The organism is Amycolatopsis sp. NPDC003676 (assembly GCF_053587275.1).
Genome location: NZ_JBSFNS010000009.1, coordinates 45846 through 61277, shown reverse-complemented (window position 1 = coordinate 61277; position 15432 = coordinate 45846). Strand labels below are relative to the sequence as shown.

8 protein-coding genes are annotated in these 15432 nt (G+C 68.1%); 3 read left to right on the top strand and 5 right to left on the bottom strand.

Annotation, left to right across the window (positions count from 1 at the left end; translation table 11 throughout):
- Genes ACWDNU_RS07965 through ACWDNU_RS07955 form a run of 3 tightly spaced genes read right to left on the bottom strand, consistent with a single transcriptional unit; the run spans nt 1 to nt 2175 of the window.
- Nucleotides 1-192, bottom strand: coding sequence for a DUF1737 domain-containing protein (locus ACWDNU_RS07965; protein ID WP_449668238.1), 192 nt, complete (start codon nt 190-192; stop codon nt 1-3).
- Nucleotides 193-205: 13 nt separating this feature from the next.
- Complete coding sequence (locus ACWDNU_RS07960; protein WP_449668237.1) at nt 206-1585, bottom strand: DHA2 family efflux MFS transporter permease subunit; 1380 nt, start codon at nt 1583-1585, stop codon at nt 206-208.
- Entirely contained in the window at nt 1582-2175 is a 594-nt protein-coding gene (locus tag ACWDNU_RS07955; protein ID WP_449668236.1) for an NADPH-dependent FMN reductase, read from the bottom strand. Before ACWDNU_RS07955 ends, ACWDNU_RS07960 begins: the two co-directional genes overlap by 4 nt.
- 65 nt (nt 2176-2240) lie before the next feature.
- Between ACWDNU_RS07955 and ACWDNU_RS07950 the strand changes: the two genes are divergently transcribed.
- Nucleotides 2241-2846 (top strand): TetR/AcrR family transcriptional regulator, encoded by a 606-nt coding sequence (locus ACWDNU_RS07950; RefSeq protein ID WP_449668235.1) that lies wholly within the window; start codon nt 2241-2243, stop codon nt 2844-2846.
- Nucleotides 2847-3152: 306 nt separating this feature from the next.
- On the opposite strand, the gene ACWDNU_RS07945 is transcribed toward ACWDNU_RS07950, so the two are convergent.
- Both ACWDNU_RS07945 and ACWDNU_RS07940 read right to left on the bottom strand, forming a co-directional pair.
- Nucleotides 3153-3494 carry a DUF2510 domain-containing protein gene (locus tag ACWDNU_RS07945; RefSeq protein ID WP_370939373.1) on the bottom strand — a complete coding sequence of 114 codons (342 nt, stop codon included), beginning with the start codon at nt 3492-3494 and terminating at the stop codon, nt 3153-3155.
- Between the two features lie 248 nt (nt 3495-3742).
- Nucleotides 3743-4060 (bottom strand): hypothetical protein, encoded by a 318-nt coding sequence (locus ACWDNU_RS07940; RefSeq protein ID WP_370939371.1) that lies wholly within the window; start codon nt 4058-4060, stop codon nt 3743-3745.
- Nucleotides 4061-4306: 246 nt separating this feature from the next.
- On the opposite strand from ACWDNU_RS07940, the gene ACWDNU_RS07935 reads away from it, so the two are divergent.
- On the top strand, nt 4307-6235 hold the full coding sequence (locus tag ACWDNU_RS07935) for a tachylectin-related carbohydrate-binding protein (protein ID WP_449668234.1): 1929 nt from the start codon (nt 4307-4309) through the stop codon (nt 6233-6235).
- A 100-nt stretch (nt 6236-6335) separates the two neighbouring features.
- On the top strand, nt 6336-15428 hold the full coding sequence (locus ACWDNU_RS07930; RefSeq protein WP_449668233.1) for a LamG-like jellyroll fold domain-containing protein: 9093 nt from the start codon (nt 6336-6338) through the stop codon (nt 15426-15428).
- Nucleotides 15429-15432 lie beyond the last annotated feature (4 nt).

Sequence of the window (15432 nt, the reverse complement as noted above, 5' to 3'; positions counted from 1 at the left end):
CTAGTGGCTTTCGGCTTCTGGCCAGAGCACGGCTTGGGCGACGATGACGTTCTCGCCGTTGAAGGTCAGCGCGGGCCCCTCGTGCAGGCGGTAGCCGAGCGCGAGGGCCTCGCTGACCCGGCGGCAGAAGGCGGCGTCATCGGGACCGGTGAGGACTCGGTAGGCGGGGAGACCGTCTGGGGGTTGGCTCATGGCGGTCATGATTTCAGGTTCGTCGTAGCGGCTTCGCGCGGGAAGCACGGGCCACCAGCAACGCCGTCACCAACGATCCCGCCGCCCCCACGCTGATCGCCCCGAACCCCAGGCGGAACGCGGTATCAGTGTCCGGCAACCGTCCGGCGATCAGCACCGCGAACACCGCACCGCCGAGCGATCCGCCGACCCGGAGCAGGATCGTCACCTGCGCAGCCGCGTCCGGAAGGCGTGACGGTTCGACAGTCTTGTACGCCGCGATCCCCATCGGCATGCTCACCAGCGCCACCGAAGCCCCGTACCCGGCAAGCAAAACCTGCACCACTACGCCAGGCGCGTCCACCGGCAGGAACGCGAACGGCACCGTGCTCACCACCGCCAGCACCGCACCCACCAGCGCGACCGGCGCGGCACCGTACCGATCCACCGTCCGTCCCGTCACCGGCGCGATCGCCGCCGTCGCACCGGCGAAGCCGAGCAAACTCAGGCCGGTGCCAACGAAATCCAGGTGCCGGCCCAGCTGGAAATACAGCGTGACCACGATCCCGCTGCCGAAGATCAGCGCCCCGTTGAAAGCGGCGGCCAGACTCGCCGCTCGGTAAAGCCGGTTGCGGTACAAGGAAAAGTCCAGCAGTGGATGCGGATGCCTCAGGCACCGCACCGCGAACGACGCCAGTAAAGCCAGACCAGGCACCAGAATCGGCAGCTCAAGCCGTCCGGTATCGCCCCACGTCGTCACGGTGTAGAGAACCAAGGGCAGCCCAGCGGCGATCAAAGCCAAGCCGACGAAATCGATTCCGCCAGTGGCCTCCCGAGAGCCGCGGGGCACGTAGCGGAGTCCGAGAACCAGGCCGACCGCCCCGATCGGCAGGTTGATCAGGAACAGCCACGGCCACGAAAGACCGTGCAGGATCAACCCGCCAGCGAGCGGGCCGAGCGCGGGCGCGACGCTCACCGCGATCCCGAGCGTCGCCATCACCCGCCCCAGCCGCGCCGCCCCGACCTGTTGGCCCAGAACGGTTTGCCCGGCCGGGATCAGCACGCCCCCGGCCAAGCCCTGCAGGAAACGGAAAGCGATGAGCGCCACGACATCCGGGGCTACCGCACACAACCCGGACGCCACCGTGAACGCGGCCAGCGCGAAAAGCCACACCCGGCCGGCGCCGAAGCGTCGTGCCAGCCAGCCAGTCAAGGGAAGCGACAGGGCCAGTGCGAGCAGGTAACCGCTCGCAACCCATTGCGTCACCGAGAGGTCCGCGCCTAAATCGCTGCTGATCGAGTCCAGGCCGATCGTCACCACGGAAGCGTCAAGACCGCTGGCGAACGCGCCGAACACGATGATCCAGCAGATCCGCCACGTCGCGCGGTCGATGGGGGCGGCGACGGTGGTCACGGCGAGACCCGCAGGGTGCGCAGCGCGGTCGACCAGTCGACAAGTTCCCCCAGCATCCGCGTCAGGATGCCTTCGTGGTGGTCGGCAGGGGCGAAGGTGCCGGGCTCGGCCATATCCGGGATGACGAAGTCGGTGAACAATCCCAATGCGACCTGCGAGCGCACGCAGGCGACCTTGACCTCGGCGAGCGTGAGCCGCAGATGCTCCACGGCGCGCGTGCCGCCGTTGGTTCCGTAGCTGACGAAACCGGCGGCTTTGTCGGCCCACTCGGAAAACAGGAAGTCGATGGCGTTCTTGAGCGCCGCGGGCATGGAGTGGTTGTACTCGGGCGTCACGAAAACGAAGCCGTCGAAACCGTCGATCAGCTCGGCCCAGCGCCGGGTGTGGTCGTTGCGATACCCGCCGATCGCAGCGGGCAGCGGTTCGTCCAGGAACGGCAGGCCCATGTCGGCGAGATCGAGCACGCACACCTCGGCCCGGTCACCGAGAAAGACGGCGGCGCGGGCACGGGTCCATTCAGCGACCTGCGTAGCGCGACGGCCGGGTCGGGTGCTTCCGGAGATGACGGCGATGCGAAGCGGAGAAGTCATGCCCCGAAGGTACAACGCTCGTTGTAGTTTTTGCAACGACCGTTGTACTTCGGCATACTGACCCCGTGCGGACGGACAAACAACGTGCCCTGCTCGACGGCGCCCTGCGGGTTTTCGCGCGCGACGGCTACTCGCGCGCCAGCATCGACGTGCTCGCGGCCGAAGCCGGCGTCTCGTCGCGGACGATCTACAACCACTACGGCGACAAGGCCGGACTGTTCCGCGCGGTAATCCTGGACAGCTCGGACCGCGTGGCCGAACGCCAGATCGCGGTCGCCGACAAGCTGCTGGGCCGGATCGCCGACCTCGAGTCCGACCTCGTCGAATTCGGCCTCCAGTGGGCGAAACGCGACCCGGAAACCGAACCGCACTGGGCACTGGTGCGCCAGATCCAAGCCGACTTCGACCACATCGCCCCGGAAACAGTCGCAGCCTGGAAAGAACGCGGCCCGACCCGCGTACGGCAAGCCTTGGCCGATCATCTGCGCAGGCTCGCCGCGGACGGCCACTTAGAGCTGGAAGACCCGTCGCTGGCCGCGGTACACCTCGTGCAACTCACCGCGGGCAGCGCCGCCGCGGCCGAACCAGGAGAGGACTGGGAAACGGTAATCCGGTCCGGGGTCGGGGTTTTCCTGCGCGCTTACGCGCCGGGGGTTACCGGTCGAAGCTGAGCGAGCACGGGTGCGTCCTGGTCGCCAGATCGATCACGAGGCAATGCAAGCGCGTGGTCTGGCCCCGAAAAGCCGCTCCATATAAGGATAGCGCTCGCTTAGCGGGCAGGGGATGCGAGTGGACAGCCGCGCTCGCTGAAGTCGTCAACGGACAAGGCCGGATGGCGAAAGTCCAGGTGCGGCGCAGGCGGCGAGGGCAACTGCGGAGGTCGCGATGCGGGATGAGGTCGTGGCGGTGCGCGATTCCCGAACAGCAACAACCCCCGGGCGACCCGAGAACGCCGGGGGTTTCTCGTGCCTGCGGGGCTACTGCGGAGATACGGGCGCGAAGCTCTCCGCCCACGCGGCACCGTCCCACCACTGAAGCTGGCCGGGCTGGTTCGGCGACGGGTACCAGCCCTGCGCGGGTGCGGCGGGGGCGGCCGTGGGTGCGGGTGCGGACAGTTGGGCGGGTGCCGGTGCGGGAGCGGCCGCAACGGCGGCAGCGACGGCCTCTGCCTGCTTCACGGCCGCTGCGGCAGTCGCCTGCTGAGCGCGGGTCTGTGCCTCCAACTGTTTCAGCTGAGCCTTGGCGACGCGCTGTTTCTTCGACGAACCGCGAACGATGCCACCGGTGCTGACCATGAGGGACTTGCGGATGATGCCCATGTGCGGGCCTTTCTGTTCAGTGTGGTTATTCGGAGGTCGCGTGACCGGGACCGACCGTTACGCGGCGGTTGCCCGATTCACCCGGCAGGCCACGGTGTTGGGGTTCTTCAAAGAGACCCGTTCGCCGCTCGCGGTCGGCTGGTCGTCGTAGAAGATCGCGCATCCTGCAGCCGGGTCGCCGATTGGCTCGGCGACGTACAGGACGAGGTCCAGCTGATCGGTCGTCTCCTCGGTCTGGCGGCACGTGCCTACGCTTCCCGGGCGACCTTTCGCCGCGTGATCTCCACGGGCTGGGCGGCCTCGGAGAGTTCGACGCGCACCCGCTGGAATTCCTCGACGTGCCGCTCGCGGTGACCGCTAGCCTGGACGACGAACTGCCCGCAGCCGTGACCGCCGCGGGTTTCGAAGTGCTCGAACTGCGCGAGGCGGCCGGCGACGGCCCGAAACCCGTCAGCATCGCTATGCCGCCGCTTGGGGGACTCGTGGCCGCCAAAGCGGTGAAAAGTGGACTGAACGGAGCAATTCCGTAAAAGCGGGTAACGGATCTGCCGGGCGATCGATACCAAGATCGCGAGGTTCGCGAACTGGTGGCCGGCGGCTGACCGGGGAGGTGTGGACGGCTTCAGGGAGGGAAGCTGTCAGAGCGTTTCCGCCGCCCGATCGCGATGGTCTTGAAGTCCACTGTCGAATGATCGCGTACCGGACGTGAGGTCCGGCGCAATCTGCTTGTGCTCGATTGTGCTGCCCCGCCGTGTGTCGCGGCCGGGGAATTCCGTTGTGCCTCATTTCTTGAAACAGCTGAGGGGTTTTCCATGCACCAGCGGCGTTTTCTGCTCAGATCCACGGTCCTGTGTTCCGCGCTCACCGCCGCGGTGGTCGCGCCCACGGCGAACGTGGCTGCCGCGGCGGACACGATCACCTGTCGAGAAAGCGCTTCCGTCTTTTACACCCGGCCTGACACTTATCTGGATCTCGACCGCCACAACGAGCCCGAAACCGGCATCAACTCCTGGACGGGACGGTCGACGATCGGCTACACGTGGAGCGGCCGCACGCTGGCCGGACCCGACGGACGGGTCTACTCCTTCGGGAAGGACGGCGTGGTCATCCGTCAGCGCCGGCAGGGGAACGCGTGGGACAACGGCGGCGTCTCCCAGACCATCGCGACCGGGTGGAACGTGACGCAGCCCGAGATGCGCAACCGCATCACCGTCGACAGTGCGGGTGACTTCTACTGGGCGCACGACGATGTCCTGACCTGGCGGCGCTACGACGAGACCGCCAAGACCTGGACCGAACGGCTCATCGACACCGGGTGGACGGCGCAGAAGTACGACCTGATCGTCGCGGCCGGGTATGGCGTTTTCTACGCGCGGACGCCTGCGGGCGTGCTGTACCGGTTCCAATACGACGCGGCGAGCCAGCGCTGGATCGAGCACGGCACCTTGGTCGGTTCGGGCGGCTGGCAGTACTTCAGCACGATCGCTTCGCCCGGCGGGGACGTCCTCTACGCGCTCGACAAGAACACCAAAGAGCTGAAGTGGTACCGCTACCTCGGCGGCGGGGTGTGGGCGGGTCCCACCGGCAAGGTGGTGGGCAACGTTCCGGCCGACTGGCAGGTGGCGATCACCACGGACGACTGCAAACTGGTCAACCCCGGCCAGCCGCAGCGGCCTGCGGTGCCGTCGAGGCCGACGTCGCCGAGCTTCGTTCTCGAGGGCGCCGCTGGGAAACTGCAGCACTTCTACGTCGACGACTTCGGCAGGCTGATCCACGGCAGGCAGCGCTCGGACGACATCACCTTGGTCGACTTCGCCGTGGTGCCCGGCTACCAGCAGCTCACCGGTATGCCCGGCGCGCTGCGCTCCGACGAATACGGCATGCTGGTGACCGCGCTCGGCCAGGACAGCGAAACCCGTGCCAGCACGCAGGCTCCGAACACGACGAGCTGGGCCCAGCTGACCGGTTTCGGCGGCTGGACGCCTGGGCCGCCGAGCCTCGTGATGCGGGAGAACCTCGGATACGCCTTCGCGGTCGACGCCTCCGGCAAGTTGTGGATGCGTGTGCAGAGCGCGGTGGGCCGCGAGTTCCTGCCCTGGACGGTGCTGCCCTCGTCCGGGCTGAGCCCGGACATCACCGTCGTGGCCCAGCCGGACGGCATCGACATCCTCGCGCGGACGACGAGCGGTGCCTACACCAAGGCCACCTACCTCGGCGGCACGCTCGGTCCCTGGATCACGGTCCCCGGGACGGGCTGGACAAAGAACACCGCCGCGGTCGCCAACCCGGACAAGAACCTCCAGGTTTTCGCTACCCAGCCGGACGGTGCCGTAGTCACGCTGCGGGAGACGAACGACGGGTTCACCGGCGAATGGAAGCCGCTGGCCGGGGTGACCGCCGCCGGCGCGCCGGCCGCCGCGGTGGACACCGCGGGGATCGTGCACGTGGCCGTCCTGGCGACCGACGGCTTCGTCTACGTCACCGAACAGGCGGCTCCGGGCAGCACGGCGTATCGCACCTGGGAAAGACTCAAGGATTCGCGGACCGGAGCCGCTTACCCGTCCGCGACGGACCCGTTCCTGGTCAGCCGCTCCGCGGGCGGCGTCGCCGCCGTATTCCGCGGCTCCGACGGCGTTTCCTACGCCTACAGTTCGGGCGCGGCCACCGCCGTCGCGGCGCGTTCGGCCGACGCCGATCGCACCGTCTTCGTGGGCGGGCCGTTGCCGAAGCCCCAGTTCTGACGGTATCCGGCGCGGCCGCCCCGAAGTACGCGGCCGCGCCGGACGCCCTCGATTCCTTTCCCTGGCTTCCTTTTCGCCGACTGACTTCGAGGTGGTCTCGATGTTCGCTCGTCAGGCTGGACACGTCCGTGCCCGGAAGATGTTCACCCGGCCCCTGCTCTTCGTCGTGCTGCTGGCGCTCCTCGCCGGGATGATCGGTCCCGCCGTCAACTACGCGATCCCCGGCCGGGACGACGACGCGACGCTGCTGGCCGAAGCCATGGCCAAATCGCCCAAGCAGCGAGGCGGAACGGCCGCCGGGCAGCAGGACGAGGCGGGGGGCGCGCCGAATTCCGCCGGCCCGAAGTCTCTGCAGTCGAAGTACGCCCCGATCGCGGCCGGAGTCGAGAAGGCAGCCGCCAACCGGGTCAAGGTCGAGACGCCGCCGTCGCGGGCCACCGGATACGACGAGAAGACGAGCAAGGAACTGCCGGAGCGGCGTACGCCCACCGAGCGGACCTACGCCAACACCGACGGCACCCACACCACCGAGTTCAGCCAGGACCCGATCAACTACCGGACTCCGAGCGGTGAGTACCAGCCGATCGACACCACGGTCGTGCCGAAGGAGAACGGCGCGGGCTGGCGGAACGCGGGGGACAGCATCGGGGTGGGGTTCGCGGCGGCCGGCTCCCCGGATTCATTGGTGGACCTGAAACTCGACGAAGAACACGGGTTCGGTTTCGGCGTCGCCGACGCGGCCGGAACCGCGGGCCAGGTGTCGGGCAGCAGCGTCAGCTACCGCGGCGTCCGCGAATCCGCCGACATCCGGTTCGACGTGGTGCCCGGCGGCCTGAAAGAGACGTTGGTCCTCGACAGTCCCCAGGCTCCGACGGCATGGGAATTCCCCTTGCGGCTCAATGGCCTCCGTCCGTCGCTTGTGGACGGTCGGGTCGCCTTGCTCGACACCGCCGGACAGGAGCGCGCGCGGATCCCGGCTGGGTTCATGACCGACGCCGCCCGCGACCCCGAGACCGGTGAGGCCGCCCTGTCTCGCGGAGTGACGTACCGGCTCGTGGAACGTGCTGGGAAGACCGTGCTGCGAGTGGAACTCGACGCGGCCTGGCTGCGCGATCCGGCCCGCAAGTACCCGGTCGAGGTGGACCCCAGCGTCGACACGACGGCGTCGAACGGCGGCACCGTTTTCCAGAACGGGAGCCGCCTCGACGGGTCGACCGAACTGAAGGCCGGGACGACCGGTCCGCTTCGGGCCGCCAGTTATCTGTCCTTCGGCGGAGTCGAAACCCGGCTGCGCAACCACAAGATCCTCGGTGCCCAGCTCACCCTCAAGAACACCTGGTCGTGGTCGTGCCAGCCGCGTCCGCTGACGGTGCACGGGGTCACCGCGCCGTGGAACACCGCGAGCGGCTATCCGGGCCCCGGCTACGGTCCGGCGCTGGCTGATCCGTCGTTCGCGCGCGGCTACATCGGCCGCCAGCAGCACGCGTCCAGTTGCCCGTCCACCACCGAGCTCATCCCGCTCGGCCCGGCGGGCCGCGACCTGGTGCAGCGCTGGGTCACCGGCGAAAGCCCCAACTACGGGCTGACCATCCGCGCTTCGGAGACCGATCCGTACGGCTGGAAGAAGTTCACCGGGCACAACACCGCCAACCCGCCGCGACTGTTCGTCACTCACTCCGCCTACGACGCCGGGTACCGAGTCGACCGCGGCGTTCCCGAGCCGCCGGTCACGCGCACGCAGGGCGGCAAGGTCCGGATCACGGTGACGAACCGGAGCGCCGAAACCTGGCGGGCGGCCGACTACGCGCTCGGCTATCGCGGCTTCACCGCCGCCGGCGCGCCGGTCGTCGCCAAGGAAGCCGCCAGCCTGCCCCGCGACGTTCCGCGCGGCGAGTCGGTCACGCTGGACGCGACGATCGGCGCCATCGAACCAGGGGACTACCTCTTCGACTTCAGCATGCTCCGCCGGGGCGGGCCGTGGTTCACCGACGAACAGGTCCCGCCCACCCGCCTGTCGATGACGGTTTTCGACATTCCGCCGATCGTGAAGGCCCAGTACCCGCCGAACGGCTATTCCGCGCAGACATTGACCCCTCAGCTGTGGGTGGACGCCGTCGATGTCGACGCGCCGGTGTCCTCGGCCCTGAAGTACCGCTTCGAGGTCTGCGAGGACTACCGGAAGCAGCCGGACGGAACGCTGACCGGAGTGTCCTGTGTGGACTCTGGCTACGTGGGCAAGCGGACGTGGAACGTCCCGCCCGGCGCCCTGCGATGGAGCAAGGACTACCAATGGCGGGCCTTCGCCTACGACGGTCATTCGGAGAGCGAGAAGCTCGCCCCGAGCCACCTGCTCACCGCGGTGCCCCAGCCGGAGATCACCTCGCATCTGGCCAACGCACCCTACAGCGGGGCGCAGCGCGACTTCGATCCCCAAACCGGCAACTACTTCTCGAGCGCCGTCGACGCGGCACTACAGGTGACCGGACCCGAGCTGAACATCACGCGGACGTACAACAGCCTTGATCCCCGACGGGACCTCCTCTTCGGCTCAGGCTGGTCGACGCGTTACGACATGAAGGTCGTCCCCGACGACGACGGCTCGGGCAACGTCGTGGTGACCTATCCCGACGGGCAGCAGGTACGGTTCGGCCGCAACCACGACGGCTCCTTCGCCGCACCGCCCGGGCGCCAGGCCAACTTCCGCGTCGAGGTCGAGGCGAACGGCGGCGGCTGGGTCCTCACCGACAAAGCTTCGACGCTGTACCGCTTCCGGCCCGACGGCCGGCTCATCGCGGTGTACGACCAGGCCGGGCACTACATCGAGCTCGACTACGGCACCCCCGAACACCTCAAGCGGATCATCAGCCGCACGAGCGACCGGATCCTGTACTTCACGTGGACCGGCAACCACGTGACGTCCGTGGCGACCGACCCGATCGACGGCAAGCAGCTCACCTGGACCTACAGCTACGACGGCGACAAGCTGACCAAGGTCTGCGATCCGAACAACGGATGCACCGGCTACGACCACGTCGCGGGTTCGCACTACCGGAGTTCGGTCGTGGATTCGCGTCCGTCCTCGTACTGGCGGTTCGGCGAGACGAACGGCGCCGTGGCGGCAAGCCAGAACGGGCTCAAACTCGGCAAGGACAACGGGACCTACAAGGACGTCGTCCTGGGCCAGCCCGGCCCGCTGAAGGACGGCGCGGACACCGCCGCGTCCTTCAACGGCACGTCGTCAGTGGTCACCGTGCCGGACGGCTTGGTGCGCAAGAACCGCGATCTCGCCATCGAGATGTGGTTCAAGACCTCCCAGGGCGGGCCGCTCTTCGGCTATCAGCGAGCGCCGATCGGCAGCACGCCCACCGGTGCGGTGCCGGTGCTCTACGTCGGAACCGACGGCAAGCTGCGCGGGCAGTTCTGGAACGGGGGCGTCGGGCCGATCACCTCGGCGGAGGCCGTCAACAACGACCAGTGGCATCACGTGGTGCTTTCCGGGTCGCTCGCGACGCAGACGCTGTACCTGGACGGGCGAAAGGTCGGCAGCGCCCAAGGCGAGATTTCGCACGACGACATCGTTTACAACCAGATCGGCGCCGCCTACACGGTGCCGCCGTCGGCATGGCCGGCGTGGGGTACCGAGCCGCGCCGGTTCTTCTCCGGCCAGATCGACGAGGTGGCCTTCTACGAGTACCCCGTCGGGCCCACGACCGCGCAGGCCCACTTCCAGGCCGGCTCCGGCGCCGACTACCTCTCGAAGATCACGCTGCCGAGCGGCCGGGTCGCCGCGCAGCTGTCCTACAACACCGCCGCCGACCGGCTGGCCGAGGTCACCGATCGGGACGACGGCCACTGGAAGCTCGGCGTCCCGGTGGTGACCGGCACCGAGGGCAACCTGATCCGCACGACCCAGATCTCCGATCCGGGGAACCGTCCGCATTTTTACGACTACGACCCGATGCGCGGCCGGATCCTGCGTTATGTCGCGCCGCTGGGTCTCGGCCTGCGTCCCGAGGATCGTCGCGACAACACGGGAGCGCCCGCTCCGCCGGAACCGCCGTGCGACCCTTCGGCGCCGCCCAAACCGGGCGAACCGTCCTACTGCGGCGGTCCGGTCAACGGCGGCGGTCCCTGGACGGGCGGCCCGGTCACGGGACTGGGCGTGCGGACCTACGACTACGACGACAAGGGTTTCCAGACCACCGTCGGCGACGAACTCGGCAACGTCCTGGTGTTCACCAACGACGAGCGCGGCAACGTCGTGGCGCGCAAGTCGTGCCGGGTGTCGCCGGGCGACTGCCAGACCAGCTACTACAGCTACTACCTGAACTCCGCCGACGTCACCGATCCGCGCAACGACAAGCTGTTGTCGGCGAAGGACGCGCGTTCGTCCGGCCCCGGTGACGCGAAGTACGCCACGACGTACACCTACACCGATCTGGGCGTGCGCGGCCTGGTGCAGACGAAGACGACGCCCGACGGAGCGACGACCCGATACCGGTACACGGAAAGCTCCGATGCCGCGGTCGGGGGAGGGAACACCCCGGCGGGGCTGATCGCGCTGATCACCGACCCCCGCGGCGGCGAGACGCGGTACTCGTACTTCCGCAACGGCGACCTGGCCCAGGTGGTCGATCCTGCCGGGCTGACCACGACCTACACCTACGACGTGTTCGGCAGGCAGCTGGCCGAAACCACGAAGAGCGACTCGAACCCCGGCGGGCTGACGACAACCTACGGCTACGACGCGCTTTCGCACCAGGTGTCGGTCACGAGCCCCGGCGTGGTCAATCCGCTCGACAACATCACGCACACCGCGCAGACAGTGTCTGCTTACGACCCCGACGGCAATCTCCTGCGGACTGAGGCGAAGGACCTGACCGGCGGGGACGCCGCCCGGATCACGGCCTACGCCTACGACAACTTCGGCCGCCGCAGCCAGGAGACCGACGCCGAGGGCGGTAACACCTTCTACGGCTATGACCCGTTCGGCAACAAGACGTGGATGGTCGATCCGGGCGGGAACAAGTACGAATACGGCTACACGGCTCGCAATGCCCTGGCCGAGGTCCGGCTGCGCGCCTGGCACGGCCAGGCAACCGACCCGTCCACCGGGGCCGGGGACCAGGACGGCGAAGGGGACACTTCGGCACTGCCGACCCTGGTGCTCGACTCCTACGGGTACGACCTCGCGGGGCGCCGGATCCGGCACACCGACTCGATGGGCCGGACCACCAAATACCAGTACTTCGACGACGGCAAGCTCTGGCGCACCATCGCCCGTGACGTCCGGGACCCGGACAACCCGAACGCGGCGAAACGCGACATCAAACTGGAAGAACTCACCTACGACGCCGCGGGCAACGTCGTCAAGCGGCTGGCACCCGGTGGCCTGCTCACCGCGTACGAATACGACGCCACGGGGCGGGGCACGGCGCAGACGGCGGATCCGGCCGGGCTCGCCAACCGCGTCGAGTGGACGTACGCGCCGGGAGGCGACGTCACCAGGGCTCAGCACACCGGTGCCAGCTCGAACAGCACCCGGGTCGATGTCGGCCGGGTCGAGACCGTCGAGTACGGCTACGACGTCGCGGGACGGCAGACGAGCACGTCCGTGATGAACGGTTCCTCGGGCAAGCTCACCACCAGCTACACCTACGACCAGCGTGGCCTGGTCACCTCGGTCACGGCGCCGCGCGGCAACGTCGAGGGTGCCGATCCCGCGCAGTTCACCACGAACTTCGAGTACGACAGGTCCGGGCTCGCCAGCTCGGTCGTCTTCCCGCCCGCCGCAGCCGAAAGCGCTGGGGGACAAGCGGTTCAAACTCGTGCTCGCGAGACGACCGGCTACAACGCCTTCGGCGAGCCCACCGGTGCGCGGGACGCGAACGGCAATGTCAGCAGCACGACCTACGACCGCGTGGGCCGGGTCGTCGAGCAAGCGTCGCCCGACTACCGCAAGCCCGGCGAAAGCGCCGCGGCGAAATCGATCACCAAGGTGCGTTACGACGCACAGGGCAATGTCCTGTCGAAGACCGATCCGATGGGCGCGACCACGCGGTTCCGCTACGACCAGCTCAACCGGCCGGTGGAACGCGTCGATCCCAAACCCGACGCGGGAGACCAGCCGGGCGGGGTCTGGAGCTACACCTACACGACCGCGGGCGAGCAACTGTCCGAAATGGACCCGACAGGGGCCAGGACGGAGGCGACCTACGACGATCTCGGCCGCCAGCTCACCGCCACGAAGCTCGAACGACGCCCGGAACCGGCGGCGTACACGACCCAGCTCCGCTACGACGACGCGGGCAACGTCGTTTCGACCATGTCCCCGACGGGTGAGGCGACGAAGCACGCGTATGACGTGCTCGGCCGGCGCGTCTCCACCACCGATCCCGCTGGCGTAATCACTCAGCAGGGATATGACCTGTCCGGGAACCAGGTCCGGGCCTCCGACGGTCTCGGCCGCACGACCTACCTGACCTTCGACGCCGCGGGCCGCAACGTCGGGGCCTACTGGTACGCCCCGGACGAGCACCTCCTGCGCAAGACGTCGGCGGGCTACGACCAAGACGGCAACCGGATCTCGGTGACCGACGCGCTGCTGCGCACGACGAAGTTCGCCTACGACAACCGCGGGCGGCTCGTGCAGCAGCAGGAACCCGTGTCGGACAAGGAAACCATCACCACGTCGTTCGGCTACGACGCGGCGGGCAACCGTACCCGCAGCACCGACGGCCGCGGCAACGCCACGATCCAGACCTACAACGCGCTGGGATTGCCGGAGTCGGTCGTCGAACCCGCGACCGCCGCTCACCCGAACTCCGCCGACCGCACTTGGACGGCGTCCTACGACCTCAACGGTCAGGCCCTGACCCTTCAGGCACCCGGTGGGGTCACGCGTCAGCGGACCGTCGATGCCTTGGGGCGCCTGACGGCGGAGACAGGTTCCGGGGCGGCCGAGCCGACGACTGAACGCAAGCGGCGTTTCGACGCCGCGGGGCGGCTGGTGGGCGTGAACACGCCCACGGGCGAGGAGATCTTCACCTACAACGACCGCGGCGATCTGCTGACCAGCACGGGACCGGTGGCCGGAACGTCGACCTACGGCTACGACGCGGCCGGGCGCCTGACCCAGCGTGTTGACGGAGCGGGGACGGCGACCTTCTCCTATGCCCAGGGCAGGCTGGCGACCCAGCAGGACGGGTTGACCGGTGTCAAGCAGACGGTCGGGTACGACGGTGCCGGTGCGTTGGCGTCGGTCGACTACGGTTCCGGCCGGACGCGGACGTATTCCTACGACGACCTCGGCCGCCAGACCGGCGATGTGGTCAAGGGCTCCGATGGCGCGTCGCTGGCGTCGATGACCTACGGCTATGACGCCAACGATCGGCTGACGAGCAAGAAAACCACCGGGTTCGCCGGAGCAGGCGACAACGCTTACGGCTACGACTACGCCGGGCGTCTGACGTCGTGGACCGCGGGTGGCCAGACCGTCGACTACGGCTGGGACGCATCGGGTAACCGTGTCAAGGCGGGGGACAAGACCGCCACCTTCGACGAGCGGAACCGCCAGCTGACCGACGGTGCGGACACCCTGCGGTGGAGCCCGCGCGGAACCCTGGAATCCCGTGGAGGCGTCGCGTTCGGGTTCGACGCGTTCGACCGCTCGGTCAAGCAGGGTGGTGCCTCCTACTCGTACGACGGTCTGGACCGGACTTCGGGACGTGACGACAAGACGTTCTCCTACGACGGTCTGAGCCTGAACCTGACCTCGGACGGCACGTCGAGTTTCTCGCGGTCGGCAGGCGACGACCTGCTCGCGCAGCGTCCGGGCGGCGGTGCGGGGCAGTTAGCCCTCACCGACCGGCATTCCGACGTCGTGGGAGGCCTCGATCCCTCCGCGAGTGCGCTGACGGGCTCGGCGAGCTTCGATCCCTTCGGAACGAAGACCGGTTCCGCGGGGGCGACATCCGCACTGGGCTTCCAGTCGGACTACACCGATCCGGACACCGGCTCGGTCGACATGGGCGCACGCTGGTACGCCCCGGGCACGGGCACCTTCAGCGCACGGGACGACGTCTCGCTGCCGGCGGACCCGTCCGTGGCCTCAAACCGCTACACCTTCGGAAACGCGTCGCCGACCAACTACACCGATCCGGACGGCCATTGCCCGATCTGCGTGGTGATCATCATTCACCTCGGTGTCGAGGTCGCCGTGGACCTCATCTTCGAGGGCACCGCGAACGCACCCACCTATCACGGCAGCCCGGGCGACTACCGCACGGACGGCTGGGGCAAGAGTGATCGGGGCTGGAATCCTTCCTACCGGTCCTCCTACTCCGATTCGGGCACTGGCGCAGGTCCAGCACCAGGACGTCGCGGGGGACACAGCGTCGGACCACGCGACCGGCACGGTCACGGCGTCGCCGCACCGCACGGCCGGCGTGGGCACGGCGGCGGCTCCGCCTGGCGACCGGCTCCGCCGCCTCCCCCGCCGCCGGGCATCAAGGCACGGCAAGACGCCTGGGAACGCGCCCTGCGGGTCGCCGACGCCATTCCCGCCGACGCGCAGAAGAACTACCTGGTCGACGGAACGACGTCGAGCAACCCGAACCTTCCCGCCAGCCGGGTGTCCGGAACCGCGGAAGGCCTGCAGAACGCGGCCGAGCTCTATCGGATCTTCCGGGACATCGTCCGGGGACCCAACGGCGAAGTGGTGCAGAACGTTGATCCGCTGCCCATGTCGGAGTTGGCGCAGCACGGAGACGTCGAGGTCTTCTTCCGGGCTATGTCCCGCAAGGAATTCGAGTCTTTCAAGGTGAATGGAATCGTGCCGAAGCGGACTGAAAGTTTTGTCACTCAGGAGGCCGACTACATCAAGACGAGGATTCCGCGGTTCAAGAGAGGGGAATACGATGTCGTCGTCACCATGTTCATGAAACCTGGCACCAGGGACATGCTGGTCGAGCATGGTGCGATCAGTCGGCCGCCGGCTCCCCTGCTGGAGGAACGCGGGCTGGGACACCTGCCGACACTGCAACCGGGTAACGCGAATCAGGTGCACGTCAAGGCTGAGCGCGGCTACGTGACGTATGGCCTCAGGCTGAGGGACGGGTCTGGGACGTCACAGCTGTACAATGAGAGAATAATCGGATACCGGGACGACGAATTAAAGGATTTCGCGGGCTGATGCT